Origin of the sequence: Adlercreutzia sp. ZJ154 (assembly GCF_011039055.1) — a bacterium.
In the GTDB taxonomy this organism is placed as follows: domain Bacteria; phylum Actinomycetota; class Coriobacteriia; order Coriobacteriales; family Eggerthellaceae; genus Adlercreutzia_A.
The window spans coordinates 1-14,943 of record NZ_JAAKEF010000002.1; the positions used below are offsets into that span (position 1 = coordinate 1).

The window sequence follows — 14,943 nt, forward strand, 5'->3', positions numbered from 1 at the left end:
GGCTTATGGAAAGGGCATCGTGAATGTCACGTATGCAATGCCGGCGACTGGCTGCTTATATGGATAGTGGACAATGGCGTTGCATACTTGGAACGAACAGGCACGCATAACGAGTTATTCCGCTGATATACCCAAAACGACGACCTCGTTCGATATCAATTTTGGCAGCAAGGCATGAGGCTGCGATCCTACATCTGTCCTGTAGAATCCTAGTTACGTTAACCAAAAGTCGTTCCTCAAATTAAACCGCTGTCATCTGCTATGTCTATTTCTTCCAACCTAGTAACATCATCTTCACTTGGCAAATCTCCAAGTGGCGTCTCATTGTCAATGAACATCTTTATCGCATTGCGCCCTATAACTATGGTTGTTGCAACATCCATACCGCCGCCTATTACGCCACCAACCAGCGGCACAAGCTTACCAAGGTTGATAATACCCTTTTCACCAAATTTCGTTATGAACCTGAAACCGATCTTTTGGTTAATCTTTACCAACGCTTCGCCGGGAATTTTCTTAATTGCTGCTTCAAGGGTCTTCTCGCCAACTTTAATCCCAGCTTCCTTAACAACATCGGTAATAGCAGCACCAGTCAAACACATATAGATCATTGTCTGTATCTGATCTGAATAGATGTCATATCCGCCTATCTTTGCAATAGCCGCAATCATACGGAGCTGGACATACATAACGCTACTTATGTTCGCCGGTATCGCAACGGGTATCGTAATTAGTCCACCCAAACCAGTAATAAATCCAGATGTACCACACTTCGTCACTTGATTTTTAACAAGCGCTTTTGCTGCTGTTTCCGGTGATACATGCTTGCTAAGATAATCGTCGGCAAGCTCATCAACCGAACGGCTTACCTTCGGAATGCCATCCAAAGCCTTTTGATAAACAGTATTGAGTATTTGCCCCGCTTTTAACTCGGTTAGTTTTTCTTCTTCTGCCATTTTTTTTTGTTCCTAAAAGCTATTGACTACTGTAATACACCTGAAAAGTATTATACCTCGCTGAATCATTGCATCATTAGGTATCATCTGACTACCCACGCCAAGTTAGCTAACCCAGCATAAGAACCTGTCGCAAAACCCTACAACATTTCGCAAAGCTCGCCTGTATAAAGTCACAGCATAAAATAATTTGCTCTGTGTAAAAAGGCTAGATACGAACCTCGCCGCTCTGAAACCGTTAAGGTTATTACCCTATCGGTATTCGCATTGCCTTATATTTGGTTCTGAAAATTCAAGAGCCGCTACAGACGTGCCAGCTTTGCCTTTATAGCAGAAGACACACCTTCAGCATCTAAACCAATTTCTGACAGCAACAATTCTGCATTGCCCTGCATAACGAAACTATCAGGAATGCCCATTACAAGCGCAGGCGCGTACAACTCTAATGCAGAAAGCTCATCTAAAACAGCTTCACCTGCGCCGCCGTTTATAACACCCTCTTCAATTGTTACTATCAGTTTAGTTTTAGCTGCCTTAGCTATTGCGTCTGCATCAAGCGGCTTCGCCCAACGCATATCAACAACTCGCGCAGATATACCCGCCTTCTCAAGTAAATCTGCTGCCGAAATTCCCACTTCCACCATACGTCCAAATGCAAGTATTGCTATATCGCTACCCTCACGACGCACAATAGCTTTGCCTACATCCAACAATTCTGGCTTATCGGGCTTGGTACAAGACGCATCTTTTCCCCGTGGATAACGAATTGCAACAGGTCCACCTATCGCCAGCGCCGTATGCACAGCACTAGCCAATTCATTTGCACCAGACGGAACAAGCACGCGCATATTTGGCACCATGCGCGCATACACAATATCAAAAACCCCATGATGCGTAGGTCCATCGCTTCCGACTACACCCGCGCGATCAAGCGCAAAAACAACATCCAATTCGGGAAGTGCTACATCTACTATCATCTGGTCTATAGCGCGCTGCATAAATGTTGAATAGACTGCAACAACCGGTTTCATTCCCGCAGCAGCCATACCACTTGCCATGCCAATTGCCTGCTCTTCAGCAATGCCTACATCTATAAATCTATCAGGAAATTCGCGGTGAAATTCTTTAAGACCAGTACCGCCTTCCATAGCTGCAGTTATAGCTACCACGCGGTTATCACATTTAGCTTCTTGCACCAAAGCATCGCCAAAAGCCTGAGTATAACTAATACCCGATGCAGTAGAAGCAACACTCTTACCAGTCTTCGGATCGTATGGTCCTACCCCGTGGAATCGTTCTGGATCTGCCATAGCCGGTTCGTAACCTGCGCCTTTCTTGGTTACGACGTGCATCAGTACAGGACCGTCCGTCTCTAATACCAGCTTTAGCATGGCACGCAATTCGTGAATGTTGTGCCCATCTAAAGGCGGTGTGCAAACTATACCTAGCTGTTCATAAATCATAGATTCAGGCAGAAACATATGCTTCATTGAATCTTTTGTGCGCTTACCAAATTCCGCAAACGCATTACTAAACCAACCGCCCGATTCAAGCTTTTCCTGCATAATTTCGCGTGTATTGCGGTATGCATTATTGGCGCGAATATTACCGAAATGCTTCATTAAGGCACCCACGTTGCGCGAAATAGACATTTCATTATCGTTTAGGATGATTACCATAGGCAACTGCTCTGTGCCAATATAATTTAGCGCCTCAAAAGCCATACCGCCCGCAAGCGACGCATCTCCTATTATTGCCACAATTTTTTCATCTGTTTTGCGCATCAGTTTCGCTTTCGCAAAACCCGAAGCTACAGAAAGAGAATCAGACGCATGACCTGATGGATGCGCATCGTAAGGGCTCTCGCTTGGACGCGGGAATCCTGACAAGCCATGATAAGTTCGAAGCGTATCGAACTTATCAAGCCGACCCGTTACAAGTTTATGAGCATACGATTGATGACCTACATCAAAAATAAGCTTATCATTCGGCTCGTCAAGCAAGCTATGGCATGCCAGTATTATTTCTACCGCGCCTAACGACGACGCAACATGACCACCGGTCTTCGATGTGGTATCAATTATCTGCTGACGAATTTCGTCGGCTAAAATACCTAGCTCACTTTCGGTGAGCAAATGAAGATCGGCTGGAGTTTTAATACAATCAAGTATGCGCTGTTCAGCCAAGTTCTACTCCAGTGTAGGGAACATCATCTGTTACAGGCTCACGGACAGGCTCTGGTGAAACTGCATCATTTAGAGCCTCATCAGTGTTCTCCACTTCACTTAAATCAGCTTCGCTTAAATCGCATGCAGCCAATCCAAGTTTCACAGCTTCCTCATACAACGTTAATGCATCATCCAACGAAATGTCTTCACTTGAAATTTCGTCAACTATCTCGTTTAATCGCTCCTTTACAGATGAAAACGAACCAGCATCTTCAGGCATCATGCACCTCCGCATCCGCCTTTTCGTTTTCAGCTTCCATCTGACGAGCAATACGCCCTAACATTCCATTCACAAATCGCGGACTATCGTCTTCGCCGCCAAATTCTTTTGCAAGCTCTACAGCTTCATTTATAGAAACCGATGTAGGCACATCATCAACATACAGCATTTCATACATTGCAAGCCGCAAGATATTCCTATCCATAATAGGCATGCGCTCAACTGACCAGTTTTCTGAAATGCTAGCTAGTCTTCCATCTATCTCTTTTATATGTTCTTCCACGCCTTGTACGAGCATAACCGAATAATCGGATAACGGGCGCTCTAAGCATAGGATATCTCCATCTGCAAGAAGCTGAGATGCCAACTTATCCCTGATTACTCCAGTATAAAGTACCTGAAGCGCACCCTTACGCGAAAGGGTTCTTTCATGTTGTCGCGCCATAATCTATTGCTGATCGAACGAGATGCCGTCCACATATATATCTATGTTAGCTGCCTCGGCACCCACTTGCATCGACAACGCATCGCTAACCGACTGACGCACTTTAGCGGCTAAATCTGGCAACACATAACCATATTTAACATCTAAATGAAGCGTTATATTTAGCTTGCCGTCTTCAAGTATTTGCGTTTCTATGCCCGAATGCATTTGCTTGCCAAACATAGCCGAGCGCAAAGACGAACCGCCATTTTGTCCAAGCGACGCTACCCCATCAACTTCTTCAACAGCAATAGCAATAATAGTGTCAACGACACCCGGTGCTATTGTCATCCCGTTGGAGTTCAGCCTTTCAGTCATAGTAAATCCCCCATTTCGGTAGGTATGAACGACGTAGTCGCGCCACCAGAAATAAATGTGGCATTATCCATAACCCGCTTATGGAATGGAATAGTGGTAGCTATTCCTTCTATCTGGAATTCATCCAAAGCGCGCTTAGCGCGAGCTATAGCTTCAGACCTATCTTGACCATGTACAATCAGCTTCGCGACCATAGAATCATAGTAAGGCGATATTCGCGACCCCTCGCCAACATATGTCTCAACCCGTACACCCGGACCACCGGGTATGGCGAACTTCGTTATAGTTCCCGGGTTCGGACGGAAGCTATGGTCGGGATCTTCTGCATTTATGCGCATCTCTATAGCATGCCCAATAGGCGAAAACGGAGCGCGTTCTGCACAGCTAATAGGCTCACCTGCTGCAATACGAATCTGTTCTTTAATGATGTCAGCACCAGTAATCATTTCAGTAACAGGGTGTTCAACCTGTACGCGCGTATTCATCTCCATGAAATAGAATTCGCCGCGTTCGTCCAGCAAAAACTCTATCGTGCCAGCATTGCGATAATCCACCGCACGCATTGCTTTTACCGCAGCAACACCCATCGCTCTACGTATTTCTTCTGTTAAAGCCGGAGACGGAGCTTCTTCCACAAGCTTTTGATGCCGGCGCTGGATAGAGCAGTCGCGTTCACACAAAGCAATATTGTTGCCATAGTTGTCAGCCAAAACCTGTATTTCTACATGCCTCGGATTCAAAACCAACTTCTCAAGATAAACACCGTCGTTGCCAAACGCCGCGCCCGCCTCAGTACGTGCAGCCTTATACTGCGCTTCTAAATCAGCCGGATCGTGTACTTCCCGCATACCTTTGCCACCACCACCAGCTGTAGCTTTTATAAGCACTGGATAGCCAACGCTATCAGCAAAGCGCTTTGCCTCTTCCACGCTGTCGCAAACACCTTCAGAGCCGGGCACCGTTGGCACACCACACATCATCATGGTTTCTCTGGCTGTAGCCTTATCGCCCATGCGCTCTATACATTCTGCAGATGGTCCAATAAATACCAATTCATTATCAACACATGCCCGTGCAAAATCGGCATTTTCAGCTAGAAAACCATAGCCGGGATGTATTGCCTGCGCCCCAGTGTTTTTAGCTGCAGCAATAATGTTGGAAATGACCAGATAACTCTGATTGGCAGGAGCCGGACCCACGCATACTGCTTCATCAGCATATCTAACTGGAAGCGTGTCAGCATCTTCAGTAGAGTAAACTGCTACAGTCTTCACACCGAGTTCTTTCGCGGCACGCATTACGCGCAAAGCCACTTCACCGCGATTAGCTATAAGAATCTTCTCAAACATTTATGCCTGCTCCGGAACAGCTGTCATAACTTCATGTGGCTCTATATAAAATAGAACAGTGCCAAATTCGACAGGAGTAGCATCATCCAAACAAACTTCGCGTACAGTACCCATCTCTTCGGCAGTAATTTCATTCATTAGCTTCATTGCCTCTACAATACAAAGCGTTTCACCAGCAGCCACTTCATCGCCCACTTTTACAAACGGCGGTTCCCCCGGAGCTGGAGCTTCATAATACGTTCCCACCATAGGAGCACTAACCGCATACCACGTAGAAGGACGCTGCTGTTCTGCTGCTTTTGTCTGTGCAGGTGCCTCGGGCGCAGCAGCAACTGTAGGAGTTGCCAACACAGGAGCCGCCACCGGAACAGACGCGCCACCCTCACCGGGCATACGTACTGCAATACGCACACCTTCTTCTTCAACAACTATTTCGCCAACTCCGCTTTCTTCGGCAACTTTTACCAGTTCGCGAATTTGATTTATGTCCACGTAATCGTCCTCCTTGGTACCGCTAGATTCCTGCTCTAGCAAGAAATCAACTTTCTCAGATGTACGATGCTTGCTTAAATAAGTACGTGCTTCGTTCGGGAAAAGAGCATACATAAGCACATCTTCTTCGCTATGAGCTAAATCCCCTATTTCTTCTGCTACTTGATCATATGTTGTAGTAACCAAACTGCCCGGTGCAACATCTGGATCAAGCATGTCGGCGCTGCCTGCAACCTTTGACACGATACTTTGATCCATACGACCCGGCGCCTTGCCATAGTAACCACAAATGTAGTCTTTCATTTCCTTTGAAACAACCGACCAGCGCTTACCGGTAAGCACGTTAAAAACAGCTTGTGTGCCAACTATTTGAGAAAGCGGCGTTACCAAAGGCGGATAACCCACTTCAGCGCGTACTTTTGGAATCTCAGCCATAACTTCCGGCAGGCGCTCAGTGGCTTTTTGCACCTCTAGCTGGCTCATAAGGTTACTCATCATGCCGCCGGGAACTTGATGGCTATATACCTTCATATGCGTAAGCGAAGAAACACCGCGCTTGTAGTGATTACGTTTGCGAATTTCTTCCCAATACTCAGATATCTCAAAAAGTAGCCCTAGGTCTAGCCCAGTGTCGTAGCGGCTCTCTTGGAAAGCGGCTACAATCATTTCAACCGCAGGGTGACTATTACCAAAAGCAAGTGGAGCATGAGCTGTATCGGCTATAGCCGCACCAGCCTCTGCCGCTTTAATGATATTCGCTGGAGCCATACCGCCTACATAGTGACAATGAATGTGCACCGGCAGTCCGATTTCGGCATTAAATGCTTTCACCATGCGCTCGGTGCGATACGGCGTAAGCATACCAGCCATATCTTTGATGGCAATAGAATCGGCTCCAAGCTCTTTTAGCTGCTGGCCGTATTCCAAAAAGCTATCAAGCGTGTGTACTGGGCTAATTGTATAGCTTATCGCGCCTTCAAAATGCGCACCGCACTCTTTTATAGCTTCAGCATTATCAACCACATTGCGTATATCGTTCAACGCATCAAACACGCGAAATACTTCAACGCCATTTCTGTGAGCGCATTGTATGAAATGAAAAACGATATCACGTGAATAATGCTTATATCCGACCAAATTCTGACCGCGAGAAAGCATTGAAAGCGGAGTATTGGGTGTGTTGGCCTTAATTGAGCGCAGACGCTCCCATGGGTTTTCATCTAAGAAGCGCAAGCATGTATCGAAAGTGGCGCCGCCCCAAGCTTCGATGGCCCAATAGCCCACCTTATCCATCTTGGGAAGAATGGGTAGCATATCACCTAACTGCATGCGCGTAGCCCAGAGGCTCTGCTGGCCGTCGCGGATCGTGGTGTCCATGATCTGTAATCTGGCCAAGTTGCGCACCTCCTTCTACAAAGTCAAAGTTCGAACTTCATATTATAGTGCAAAGACAAGACCCGTAGCCTACATCAGCCAGAAAAACAGAGCGGCGCACCGAATAACGCCTAAATAAACATAAGACCCGAGCAATGTCGGGTCTTATCGATTTTAATACATAACAAATTGGGCATTAAACACGCTTTATGAAACGCCCATCACGTGTATCTATTTGCAGCACATCGCCTATTTCGATGAACGTGGGAACCTGAAGTTCTATACCAGTTTCCAGTGTTGCAGGTTTTGTGGTATTCGTTGCAGTATCGCCCTTAAAACCCGGCTCTGTATGCGTAACTTCAAGTTCAACAAACATAGGAGGCTCAACAGAAATCAGTTCGTCGCCCGCATACAAAAGCGATGCTTCGTCATTTTCTTTCAGCCATTTAGCCGCATCTCCCACATCGGTGGCAGGCATGCTCATTTGCTCATAAGTATCATTATCCATAAAATGATAATCGGTACCATCGTTATAAAGATACTGAAGTTTCTTTGTTTCTAGGCGCACATTTTCCAATTTAACGCCAGCGTTGAACGTATTATCTATGACGCGCCCCGATTTGATATCTTTCAACTTTGTACGAACAAATGCAGAGCCTTTACCGGGCTTTACATGTTGAAATTCTACTATGGTGTACATCTTTCCGTTGAAAATAATGCACATGCCGTTTCTAAAATCGGCTGTAGATATTGTTGCCATCTTCCCTCCGTTAATTACTTTTAAGCATATTTGCAAGATTATACAGCAAGCATAATCAATAGCTTATTTCTTAAGCACGGTAAGATCTTCAACGCTATAGCGCAAAGCATCTTCGTATTCCTCGCGATCGAATTTAAGCGAACTAATATCAATAGTAACTGTAGCATTGGCGCCATTCTGGCTATCAAGGCTATAGGCGCTACCATAATCGCGCTGTAAGTTACTAAGAAAATCGCTGCATGATGCTTCGTCGGGAAAACCAAGTACCATTTTTGTAGTTTGACACTTTCCTTCTGCGTTAAAAGTTACTGTGTCGTTTACCGTGTAAGATATTCCATCAGATGTGGTAGCAGTATATTCATAAATAACTGTACCCGACTGATCGGCATTGCTAGAAGACTTCGACGAACTTAATCCCGATGAAGCCGCTCCATTAGAATTTTGCGAAGATGAAATTTGCGCAGAAGATTGCTGGGATGATGACGCTGTCGGCACAATAGCGTCAAGCTTTAAAGTGCCGCTATAAATTAGGAATGCAACAACAGCAGCTGCCAAAACAAGCACAGCAACAACAGCAATTATGATGCTGCGTCTGCGTTTTCTCTTTTTATCAGCTTTTTTCATGCCATCGGCAATAGACACAGGTGCTTCGTCAAACAAAGACGAGTCTCCAATGGAGTCATCTATGCGCGAGGTATCATAGGTTTGCCCCTTCGCAGGCACCTTGGCATCTACATTGTTAAGAGATTCACGACCTGCATTCAGATTTCCTGTGCTGGCATTGTTATTAGCAGGCGTAGGTGCCATTTTTATACTTACGGTACTTGCCTGCGTATTGATACGAGGATTGTTCGGCATATCACGCGGAACCGCAGCAGCGCTACGTTTCCAAGAACCCATACCCCGAGGAACAGTATATGAATCGGCAGCAGAGGCAGACGGGAATGGTCGGCTTTCTGTTCTAGATGCACCGGATACAGACCCGCCAGATAACGCTGAAGATGGAATACTTATGCTAGGCGATTTTGCTGCAGAAGCTGTCTTAGCTACCTGCGGCTGGGTACTACCAATAGCCTCGCGAGGATTGTTAACAGCCTTCTTTGTTGCAGAAGCAGCAGGCGCTGATGCAACAGAAGAAGCCGATGCCATTGCAGTATGCGCATTGAAAGCCGATTCAGACCAAGGACGCTTTATAAATCCGCTAGATGTATCTGAGTGATTTGTACGCCTTCCTCCGTCAGCCTTACTAACTTTGTTAGCGCTATCAACAGATATAGAAGGCTCAGAAGATACAGGGATAGTATCGCCGCGCCCAGAAACCGGTTGAGATACATATCCATTATCGTAACCATAAGGTTCTTGTCCTACACCATAGGAAGAAGGATATGCGCCATGTGGTGAATAGGCAGATTGCATTTGAGCATTCCATCCACCATTTGGCAACACGACTGAAGCCGGCGCAGATGGCTCAGGCTCGTCTACCCCATACATAAGATTATTAGGTATAGACGGAAACTTCGACGCGAATTGCTCTAATGCACCAACATTGTGACTGTAGCTTTTATTCCAAGTACGCTCTTGGCGATTCACGCGATCGTAGGCAATGCGTTGCTCTGGGCGATTTTCGCGAAGATCTTGCGTATCCCTATAATCGCGAGTCAGCTGAGGTCTACGAGTTTGATCCCGCGTGTCGCGACCGTGAGCAGCTGCACGCACTGGCTGCTGATCGTAGTCTTGATTGTAATCCTGCTCATAATCGTAATCATCAAAGAAATCGTCTTCGGAAACCTCAGGGATTGCTTTTTCAATTATGACGTGCAACGAAGGTTCGGCAGGCTTCTGTCGCACTTCTTGCGGCTTGTGTTTTTTTGTTTTCTTCTGACGCTCAATTTCCGCACGGCGTTCAGCTTCATGCTGACGCTTGCGCTGTTCTTTTTCGGCAGCAGAAGGAGATCCTGTTAGCATGTCTAAAGATAAGTGCACATAAGGGTTGGAGTTCATTGGCTCCAACTCGCGCAGCGTAATGCTATCCGGATCGCCGTTAATATTTGGGTTGTCTTGATAATTAGCCATTTGTGCTTATTATACACGCGACTAAACCATTAGACACCTAATCAAATAAAGGAAAAGCCTACGTTACACAACGTTTACAAATATCGAGTGTTTAGCAAAAGCGTTCATTAAGAGAATTACGCTACATTAGTCGAAACAAAACTACTTGCAGAAAATAGAATTAGCTGCAGCAAAGTATAGCGTCAGGTATATTAAACGCCACATCTTCTGCACATACCGAAATGTCTCCCAATTTTGCCTGAGCTGCCCTGCCGGCTTCCGCGTGAAGCGTAGCACCCAAAACGCAAGCATCTATGTCTTCTAAACCTTGCGCTAGAAGCGATCCTACCATGCCAGCCAATACATCACCGCTGCCCGCTTTCGCAAGAGATGATATACCTTGCTTCATACAAAACACCAAAGGTGTACAGCTTGGCGTGCTAGGTGAGCCTATGAAAGAAACAGGGCCTTTCAGCAGAACAACAGCATTAAAAGCATCGGATAACTTGGCACTAAACGAAGCGTATTTATCCATGCCAGAATCGGTGTCTGGCACACAAATGCCTGCAGCATCTGCCATATAGGTTGCCTCGCCTAAATGCGGAGTTATCACAAGAGGAACGCTGTGTATGTTTCGCTGACTCACAAGCTTAATACCCGCAACAGTGGATAGAGCAGATATCGCCCCTCCATCTACAATAAGCGGCACTTGCGCCTTTTCAACAATGGAAAGCACAGTTGACAATTGCCACACATCGCCTGCATCTATTCCGGGTCCCACTAAGCAAGCGCCAAAATGATGCGACGCGCTCAATTTTGACACATCAAAAGTTTCCCAATCCCTAGCTACAACTGAGGGTCGCCAAGATTGAACGATTGGCACCGATTCCGAAGAACAAAATACCTCAACATATCCCGCTCCCATAAGCTGCGCCGCCACTGACGACAAACATACAGCACCGGGATACACACTAGCGCCGCCCACTATTGTTAATTTGCCGCGTGAATACTTATTAGCATCAACTTTAGGATGAGGAAGAAGCGAACTAAGCTTTTCAGCTGTGTATTGTTCTATACGCACGTTCATTCATAATTCCTAATACTATAAGTTAGCAAATTTAGCATCCGGAATAGCCACTGACGAATTTACACATTCAGACTTTTGTGCAGGAATTTCATCTAGCATGCCCCGCGCTTCCTTAAACTGACGCGAAAGTTCTTCTGTCATATCAACTCGCTTCTCGCCGGCACGTATGGAAGCCTCGGTTATTGCTATAGCGCAAGCAATAGCATCGGTTGCTGTATGCGACAAAGATATCGGAATTTCCCTAACACCCATATCAACTGCTTTTCGCTTGGCGTTTCCTGTAAGCACCGCAAATGGTCTTCCGTTTTTGGATCTTCTAACCTCAATATCGCGAACTCCAATACCTTCAGCAAAACCCGTGCCAAGAGCTTTCACTACAGCTTCCTTAGCAGCAAATCGAGTAGCGTAGTGTAGCGCCGGATCGGCTGTAGCATTACAGTAGTTTTGCTCTTCTTGCGAAAAAGCTCTTCGCGAAAACGCCGGAGAGCGCTTCAATATTTCGCGAATGCGGGAAACCTCCACTATATCGACGCCTAATCCAACCTGACCTTCTACAACATGCATCGACATTGCATCGTCTATAGCAGCTTGTACTTTTTTCGATCTAGCCATTATTCCACCGTCACAGATTTAGCAAGATTGCGCGGCTGGTCTACATCGCATCCGCGCGATAAAGCAATAGAACGCGCGAAAAGCTGCAGCGGAACACTTGCAAGAATGGGACTTAATGCATCACGAACATGCGGAATATATATTACGTAGTCGGCATGAGATTTTATATCCTCGTCACCTTCCGTAGCGATTGCCACCACCATGGCACCACGCGCACGGCTCTCCTGCAAATTCGACAAAACTTTATCGTATGTAGGAGAATTCGTTGCTATGGCTATTACAGGAAAACCCTCGTCAATAAGCGCAATAGGTCCGTGCTTCATTTCACCTGCCGCATACGATTCAGCATGTAAATAGCTTATTTCTTTCAGCTTCAAAGCACCCTCATGAGCTACAGCAGCACCCATTCCGCGCCCTATGAATAGTGCGCTTGTCGCATCTTTACAAGCTTGTGCAGCCTTATCTATATCAGTCGTGTCAGAAAGAATGCGCTCTACCATTTCAGCAGTATCGGCTAACTCGCTATAAAGCTGACGAATATGAGCGCTTGTTAGTTTTCCTCTTGTTTGCGCTAACAGCATAGCCAAAAGCGTCAACGACACCACTTGTCCAAGAAAACTTTTTGTAGACGCAACAGCTATCTCTTTGTTCGCCTTTGTGTAAATAACGCCATCAGACTCGCGCGCCACAGGGCTGCCCACAACATTCGTTATGCCAAAAACACGAGCACCTTTCACTCGTGCATCGCGAATAGCAGCCAATGTATCAGCTGTTTCACCTGATTGCGAAACCGCAACAACAAGTGTAGTAGGCGTGATTATTGGATTTCTGTAGCGAAATTCGCTAGCAACTTCAACTTCGCATGGAATGCGCGCCCAACCCTCTATCAAGTTTTTTGCTATAAGACCAGCATGGTAACTGGTGCCACACGCTATAACGTATACGCGATCTATCAGATTTAACTCTTCAGGACTCAAGGTAAGTTCATCTATAGAAACGCTATTGCCTACCAATCTGCCTGCCAGAGTATCGCGTATTACTCTAGGCTGCTCATAAATTTCTTTCAGCATAAAATCGGGATATCCGGTTTTTTCCGCCAAATCAATATCCCAATCTATATAAGTAATTGGCACATCAATTTCATTCAAGCCCGCGCTACCCTGTTCAAAACACGTTATAGAACTAGGGGTAAGCAGAGCTAGTTGATAATCTGAAAGTACTTGAATATTGCGCGTGGAATCAAGCATGGCTATAACATCGGATGCAACATATGCCCCCGTTTCACCCATGCCTACTACAAGCGGAGAATCTCTCCTAGTAGCCACAATAGCAGAAGGAAAATCATCATTCATAACAGCAAGCGCATAAGAACCGACCAAGTGCGATGTAGCCTCTGAAACAGCATCAACAAAAGCAAGTAACTTGTTGCCATACTCTCTTTGCAGCGATTTCTTGTATGCGTCTTCAATAAGATGCGCTACCACCTCAGAATCTGTATCGCTTCTAAAGTGATGCCCCGCACCTTCAAGACTCTCGCGTAATTCCCCAAAATTTTCAATTATGCCATTATGAACAATAGATATGCGACCATCGCATGAAGTATGCGGGTGCGCATTAGCCTCTGATGGTCTACCATGCGTCGCCCATCTGGTGTGTCCAATGCCACAAAACCCCTGTATATCTAAAGAATTAAGCGAAGCCTGAAGTTCTGACACTCTGCCTCGCCTGCAGACCACATTAGTAGAATCTTCATCTTGAACAGCCACACCAGCTGAATCGTATCCGCGATATTCTAGACGGCTAAGCCCCTCAAGAAGTATGTTACACGCAGGTTTATTTCCTGTATAACCGACTATCCCACACATATTCCACCGACTTTCAAATAGGTATGCAAGCATTGTAATAGAATCACTTAGTACCGCACAATCAATGTCAAAAGTGTTAATAGTACATATTTTCATAATGTGCATTTTTGAAATATCGCACTATTCAAACCCTTCAGAAATAAAATATTGGCTCTCTGATAATATTTATGATTTAATTTATATGTTACTGACCAAATCACTTTAGAAGAGGCATCCATTATGTGGGGCAACTGTCATCCAAGATCCGACGAAGATCTTAAAGAATGCGCCGAATTAGGTAAGTCGCTCAATAGATTGTCGCAACCGACCATACTTATAATAATGGCACAGTATCAAAAGCCTATGCATGGCTATATTATTGTGCAAAAAGCTGCCGGCTCTCCAATGTTTGGCGGCAAGAAGCCAGATGCAACAGGAATTTATCGTGCCCTTAAACGTATGGAAGAATCTGGACTTGTTACATCGGAATGGGAAATGCCGGCAGAAGGTTCAGCAAAACGCATGTTTTCCCTTACAGATAAAGGCTATAAGTGCCTGCGGCGCTGGATAGATGCATTGGCTTGCTATACGTTAACGCTTCAAGAATTGCGTGCTCAAGCAGCTACCGCACTGGGAATAGATCTTCCACCTACACCTGAATGTTCGCACCCAATGTATGAAGAGTAAAAAAGCCCGCATACGGGCTTTTTTATTATCGAGAAATTCAGTTTTACAACATACGCCTCATCGGCTGTGGTCTGCATTCTTCGCGCCAGCTACAATTATCGCAGTCCTCAGAAACCCCATGCACAATTAAACTCCAATCGCAGCACTGAAAGCCCATCTTGTCGTAAAACGGCTTCGAAGCACCGCGAGAAACCAAACGAAGCTCACCGTATTGTGCCAAAGCCGCATCGGTTAAAGAACTTCCTACGCCATACCCGCGCCAAGTCGGAAAAACTACTACAGGGTTTACATATGCTTTGCCGTTTTCCCCTATTGCAATGCGAATGAAGCCTACCACTTCATCGGTTTCATTAACTGCAACCGTAACACCTTCTAAGCTATCAAATGTATCCATACCTTCCATGCCAAGCATCAGTTCAAGCGCTTGACGATCGGGTTCAGCTGCAGGACGTAAAGTAAATAGTGCAGTCATAGGACACC

General features: G+C 45.7%; 15 protein-coding genes. 2 read left to right on the forward strand and 13 right to left on the reverse strand.

Translation table 11 applies throughout. The annotated features are described in order from the left end of the window. A partial coding sequence (locus G7Y37_RS09260; RefSeq protein ID WP_206214062.1) for a type II toxin-antitoxin system YafQ family toxin occupies positions 1-126 on the forward strand: 126 nt, incomplete at its 5' end. Positions 127-236: 110 nt separating this feature from the next. Here the strand turns inward: G7Y37_RS09260 and G7Y37_RS01180 are convergent. The 12 genes from G7Y37_RS01180 to glmS all read right to left on the reverse strand — a co-directional run bounded on the left by G7Y37_RS01180 (position 237) and on the right by glmS (position 13,797). After that, on the reverse strand, positions 237-956 hold the full coding sequence (locus G7Y37_RS01180) for an EcsC family protein (RefSeq protein WP_165060507.1): 720 nt from the start codon (positions 954-956) through the stop codon (positions 237-239). A gap of 302 nt (positions 957-1,258) precedes the next feature. Next, positions 1,259-3,142 carry a 1-deoxy-D-xylulose-5-phosphate synthase gene (dxs, locus tag G7Y37_RS01185; RefSeq protein WP_165060510.1) on the reverse strand — a complete coding sequence of 628 codons (1,884 nt, stop codon included), beginning with the start codon at positions 3,140-3,142 and terminating at the stop codon, positions 1,259-1,261. Continuing rightward, positions 3,135-3,407, reverse strand: a complete 273-nt coding sequence (locus tag G7Y37_RS01190) for an exodeoxyribonuclease VII small subunit (RefSeq protein WP_165060513.1) — start codon at positions 3,405-3,407, stop codon at positions 3,135-3,137. The genes dxs and G7Y37_RS01190 overlap by 8 nt, the downstream gene beginning before the upstream one ends. After that, complete coding sequence (gene nusB, locus G7Y37_RS01195) at positions 3,397-3,849, reverse strand: transcription antitermination factor NusB (protein ID WP_241155952.1); 453 nt, start codon at positions 3,847-3,849, stop codon at positions 3,397-3,399. Before nusB ends, G7Y37_RS01190 begins: the two co-directional genes overlap by 11 nt. Positions 3,850-3,852: 3 nt before the next feature. Then, entirely contained in the window at positions 3,853-4,206 is a 354-nt protein-coding gene (locus tag G7Y37_RS01200) for an Asp23/Gls24 family envelope stress response protein (RefSeq protein WP_165060516.1), read from the reverse strand. Continuing rightward, positions 4,203-5,555: an acetyl-CoA carboxylase biotin carboxylase subunit gene (gene accC / locus G7Y37_RS01205; protein ID WP_165060518.1), complete on the reverse strand. Its 1,353-nt coding sequence runs from the start codon at positions 5,553-5,555 to the stop codon at positions 4,203-4,205. The genes G7Y37_RS01200 and accC overlap by 4 nt, the downstream gene beginning before the upstream one ends. Continuing rightward, positions 5,556-7,442: an acetyl-CoA carboxylase biotin carboxyl carrier protein gene (gene accB, locus G7Y37_RS01210; protein ID WP_165060521.1), complete on the reverse strand. Its 1,887-nt coding sequence runs from the start codon at positions 7,440-7,442 to the stop codon at positions 5,556-5,558. It abuts the gene before it with no gap. Positions 7,443-7,617: 175 nt separating this feature from the next. After that, positions 7,618-8,181 carry an elongation factor P gene (gene efp / locus G7Y37_RS01215; protein ID WP_165060523.1) on the reverse strand — a complete coding sequence of 188 codons (564 nt, stop codon included), beginning with the start codon at positions 8,179-8,181 and terminating at the stop codon, positions 7,618-7,620. Positions 8,182-8,244: 63 nt separating this feature from the next. Further along, positions 8,245-10,254, reverse strand: coding sequence for a hypothetical protein (locus G7Y37_RS01220; RefSeq protein WP_165060526.1), 2,010 nt, complete (start codon positions 10,252-10,254; stop codon positions 8,245-8,247). Between the two features lie 160 nt (positions 10,255-10,414). Continuing rightward, a complete protein-coding gene (locus G7Y37_RS01225; protein WP_165060529.1) occupies positions 10,415-11,320 on the reverse strand; it encodes an NAD(P)H-hydrate dehydratase in 906 nt (301 codons plus the stop codon). A gap of 15 nt (positions 11,321-11,335) precedes the next feature. Beyond that, positions 11,336-11,932, reverse strand: a complete 597-nt coding sequence (gene acpS, locus G7Y37_RS01230; RefSeq protein WP_165060532.1) for a holo-ACP synthase — start codon at positions 11,930-11,932, stop codon at positions 11,336-11,338. After that, positions 11,932-13,797 (reverse strand): glutamine--fructose-6-phosphate transaminase (isomerizing), encoded by a 1,866-nt coding sequence (gene glmS / locus G7Y37_RS01235; protein ID WP_165060535.1) that lies wholly within the window; start codon positions 13,795-13,797, stop codon positions 11,932-11,934. The genes acpS and glmS overlap by 1 nt, the downstream gene beginning before the upstream one ends. Before the next feature lie 219 nt (positions 13,798-14,016). Here glmS and G7Y37_RS01240 point away from each other — a divergent pair, with 219 nt between their 5' ends. After that, positions 14,017-14,463, forward strand: coding sequence for a PadR family transcriptional regulator (locus tag G7Y37_RS01240; protein WP_165060538.1), 447 nt, complete (start codon positions 14,017-14,019; stop codon positions 14,461-14,463). Positions 14,464-14,506: 43 nt separating this feature from the next. Here G7Y37_RS01240 and G7Y37_RS01245 read toward each other — a convergent pair whose 3' ends face one another. Continuing rightward, complete coding sequence (locus tag G7Y37_RS01245; protein ID WP_165060541.1) at positions 14,507-14,935, reverse strand: GNAT family N-acetyltransferase; 429 nt, start codon at positions 14,933-14,935, stop codon at positions 14,507-14,509. Positions 14,936-14,943: the final 8 nt, after the last annotated feature.